Raw genomic sequence first — 4,496 nt, forward strand, 5'->3', positions numbered from 1 at the left:
TCGTCGGCAGCGTCAGAGGTGTATAAGAGACAGCCCTGGGGCTGGCCGCGCCCCTGCCTCCCCCCATGCCCTGGCGCGTGGCCCGGAGGATTGCGTGGCGGCGCCTGTGGGAGCGCTGGGCCCGGCGTCTGGGATTGCGCCGGAGGGACTGAACCTCCAGGGTCGTACACCTTCCGACCAACCCTTGAGGTTTTGTCCGCGATGGGGTTCGTGCTACCTGCGGGGTCGAGCGATTTCCGCTCGACCCCAGAGGTTGAAAGGCAGGACATGAAGACGACCCCCGATACGACGACGGAGGAGATCCCCGGCGTGCCGCGCCGGCCGCGAGTGCTGTTCACGGTGGGCGGCACGGCCTTCGAGTTCGTGCGCAAGCTGGAGGTGCGCGCCACCGGGGAGCTGTTGATGCTGGCGCGGCGGCGCTACCGGGGCGGGTTGGGCGGCCCGGTGGTCATCAAGCGGCTGCGCAACCCGTCCGGCTTCGTGGAGCGACGGCGGCTGGTGGAGGAGGTGGAGCTGACGTTCCGGCTCAACCACCCCGGCATCGCGAAGGTCTACCACCTGAAGGCCTACCGGGGCGTGCCGCACGTGGTGATGGAGTACGTGGAGGGCCGGTCGCTGGACACGGTGCTGAACCTGGTGGCCATGCGCAGAAAGCCCATGTCCCCGGCCTTCGCCGCGTGGGTGGTCTCCGAGGTGGCGGAGGCCCTGCACCACGCGCACACGCTGCGCGACGAGTGGAACCGGCCGCTCAACATCATCCACCGCGACGTGAGCCCCCGGAATCTGAGGTTGGGCGTGCACGGCGAGGTGAAGCTCACGAACTTCACCGCCGCGTTCTCCACGCTGCCCGGCCGGGAGATCACCAGCCGACCGCTGGTGAAGGGAGACGTGGCGTACGCGTCCCCGGAGGCGCTCCGGCGCGAGCCGCTGGATGCCCGCAGCGACCTGTTCAGCCTGGGGCTGGTGCTCCTGGAGGTGCTGACGGGCACACACCCGCTCACGCTGGAGGACGCGGCGCCCCCGCCCCCGCCGGACCTGCCGCTGGTGGAGGCGCAGGGGCCCACGTGGATGCCGCTGACGGAGGTGGCCGCGCGGATGGCCATGGTGGGCTCCCGGGAGGTGGAGCACCTGACGCGGGACGTGCCGGAGGGGCTGCGGGCCGTCACCGTGCGGGCGCTGCGGCAGGCGCCCTCGGAGCGCTTCGACTCGGCGGAGGCGCTGGCCGGGGCGCTGCGCCAGTGGCTGCGCGAGCACGCGCCCGGGTACGGCCGGCAGGCCGCGGCGGAGGAGGTGTCCGAGGCGGCGAGGGAGGCCACCGGCCGGCGCAACCAGGCGGAGCTGCTGGAGGGAGGCCTGCACCCGGCGGAGCTGACGTCCGACGAGGCCGCGATGGCCTCCGAGCCGGTGGTGCCACCGCCGTTCCTGGGGGGCGACGACGTGACGCCGGACGTGAACGACGAGCCCCTGCCCGTGGACCTGGAGGGCCTGGATGAGCTGGCCGGGCCGGATGAGGAGGCGCTGGACGAGGACGACGACGGGCACGAACCGGTGTGAGTCCGGGCCTCGCTGGGATGCCCGCTACCCGAGTCCTCCAAGACCAACGGGGTGCCGCCGTTTGTCCATTCCAGGCGGCACCCGGGGAGGAGGCGGGCACCACGGTCCGTGAACCTTCAATGTGTTTCACGAAGCTTCCCTGAATTGCCTTTTTGCATCCCCTCAACAACCCACTGCGTCACCCCGCCGACCCACTCTCCCGGGTCGTGTTCCGAGGCTTCGTGCCCCGGGCTGACAAATCCTGTCACCGCGCGGGTCCACCACGACTGGCACGTTTCCCACCCCCAAGTCAGCGCAAACCCAGACATTGACACGCATTCGCGGAAACCCATAGAAGGCGTGACAGTCATTCAAGCCGCTGCCACGGTCGTTTCCGCTTCCCGCTGTACAGACACACTCCCTCCCATTTCGTGACGTCCCCCGACCGTGCTCCCCCGGAGCCCGGCACGGGAAACGTGTCTCCGGGCCCTGACCCCGGGCACGTCTGTCTTTGTCCGTCTTCCCCATCCCCCGCTGTCCTTGCAGGAGTTTTCGTGCAGAGAACGTCTCCCCGCTGGTTCCGTTCGCGCGGCATCCTGGGCGCGCTGCTGCTGTCCTTGTCCGCGCCGTGGGTCGCCGGCTGTAGCTCCGACGCGACGCCCCCGGACACCGCGCCCTCCGAGCAGAAGCAGTCCCAGGTCACGCTGTCGATGGGTTCGCAGGACTTCACGGAGGCGGCGAAGAAGGGCCGCGTCTCCGCGATGGAGTTCTCCCACAACGACGTCAAGCGACTGCGTGTCACCGTCTGGGAGACGAGCAAGACCTCGGAGGAGCCCCTCTTCGTCAACTTCGACCTGCTCCAGAACGAGACCACGAAGAAGTGGGCCGGCACCCTGCCCTTCCTGCCCAAGGGCCTGGCGCTCACCTTCTACGCGCAGGCCTACAGCGACACCTCAGCCACCCTCGAAATCTTCGACGGCACGCTCGACGTCACCCTCACCCAGGACTTCGAGACCCTCACCATCCCCCTGGGGCCCGCCACCGACAAGGCCGTCATCAAGCTGCCCCGCATCGAGCGCATCAGCATCCCCACGGCCTTCGCCTCCGGCCAGAGCGGCAACCTCACCTTCGCCGTCTCCGCCTCCACGGGCGAGAAGCTGCACTACACCCTCACCCCCGCCGCGGGGAGCGGCACCTTCACCCCGGTGGAGGGAGACATCACCCTGCTGGCCACCACCGGCGCCTTCGTCAGCCTCTACACCCCGCCCGACAGCGTCCAGGACACCACCGTCTTCCACCACAAGGTGACGGTGAAGAACGAGGCCGGCCACTCTGTCACCACCACCTTCACCACCACCGTCCAGCCCCGGGAGACGACGAGCGGTGTCGTCGACACGACCGTGAAGGTGCTCTTCAACCCCGTCATCCAGGGCCTCGACGGTCAGCGCCTTCGCGATGCCGAAGGCGAGATGACCTCCAACGTCCTCTTCACCGCGAAGGTCAGCGACGACGGGCTCCCCTCGACCCTCACCTACGCCTGGGGCTTCACCGCCTCTGGCAGCCCCCTGCCGGATCCGCTGCCCGCCTTCACCGGCCAGACGAACCCTTCCACCCTCCAGAACTACACCTCCACCCTGCAGGGCACCCTCTTCCTGGAGGTCACGGACGCGGACAACGGCAAGACGACCCTGTCGTACGTGCTGACGCCCGATCAGTTCCCCGACACCCCCGTGGACTCGGGGCAGATCACCGGCGTGAACATGCTGCGCGCGGGACAGAACCACACGTGCGCGCTGCTCAATGACGGCGCGCTGCGCTGCTGGGGCTTCAACTTCCACGGCCAGTTGGGCCTGGGCGAGTCCGCGGACGTGGGTGACACCGAGAAGCCCTCCAGCAAGCTCGCGGTGAAGCTGTTGGACAAGGGCTCCAAGGTGGCGCTGGGCGCCAACCACACCTGCGCCCTGCTGAAGTCGGGCCTGGTGCGCTGCTGGGGCAACGGTGCCTCGGGCCAGTTGGGTTACGGCAACACGGCGACCGTGGGCGCGACGACGGACCTCACCAAGGCGGGCTACGTCAACCTGGGCGGTCTGGCGACGAAGATCACGGCGGGCGGCAACCACACCTGCGCGCTGATGGACACGAACAAGGTGCGCTGCTGGGGCAACAACTTCTTCGGCCAGCTCGGCTACGGGCACAACAACCCCATCGGCGATGACGAGCAGCCCCTCGTCCAGGGCGACGTGAACCTGGGCGTGGGCGTCACGGCCAGGGACATCGTGGCCGGCTTCAACCACACCTGCGCGCTGCTCGACACGGGCAGGCTGCTGTGCTGGGGCCGCAACGGCGCCGGGCAGCTTGGCTACGCCCACACCACCCAGGTGTCCGACCCCAGCCAGCAGACCCCCGTGAATGTCGGAGACGTGGCACAGCTCAGCGCGGGCGCCTACCACACCTGCATCCAGACCCGGCAGGGCGCCGTGAAGTGCTGGGGCGCCAGCAATCAGGGTCAGCTCGGTGCCGTGGTGTCCACCACGGACGCGAACAACAGCAGCTGCCGTGACTGGTCCCCCTACGGGTGCACCTACCGCACGCTCGCCCAGGCCGCGACCGTCGACCTGGGTGGCACGGCCCTGCAGATCGCCACCGGCTATGACCACACCTGCGCGCTGCTCTCCAACGGCAGCGTGAAGTGCTGGGGCGCCATCCAGAACGGCCGGCTGGGCCTGGGCCCCAACCCGCCCCCGGCCACGAACGTGCCCACCCGGGCCGCGGACCTGGACGGCTCCACCGCCTACCAGGTCACCGCCGGTGACGGTCACACCTGCGTGCTGCTGTCGACGGGCGCGGCCCGCTGCTGGGGCCTGGGCAGCTCGGGCCAGCTCGGCTACGGGAACAAGGACACCGTCGGCGCGACCAACTCGGCCAGCGCGGGCGGCAACATCGAAATCACCCCGCCCACCACC

2 protein-coding genes are annotated in these 4,496 nt (G+C 69.5%); both read left to right on the plus strand.

What is annotated here, in order from left to right:
* Window positions 1-267: 267 nt before the first annotated feature.
* Window positions 268-1,554: a serine/threonine-protein kinase gene (locus D7X74_RS39925; protein WP_199742002.1), complete on the plus strand. Its 1,287-nt coding sequence runs from the start codon at window positions 268-270 to the stop codon at window positions 1,552-1,554.
* A gap of 533 nt (window positions 1,555-2,087) precedes the next feature.
* Window positions 2,088-4,496 (plus strand): RTX toxin (locus D7X74_RS39930; RefSeq protein WP_120538176.1); only part of this gene is annotated, 2,409 nt, incomplete at its 3' end.

It is taken from the genome of Corallococcus sp. CA047B (assembly GCF_003612065.1).
In the GTDB taxonomy this organism is placed as follows: domain Bacteria; phylum Myxococcota; class Myxococcia; order Myxococcales; family Myxococcaceae; genus Corallococcus; species Corallococcus praedator.

Coding starts and splice junctions, on each gene's coding strand:
- D7X74_RS39925 (WP_199742002.1), top strand. CDS start 268: ATGAAGACGACCCCCGATACGACGACGGAGGAGATCCCCGGCGTGCCG.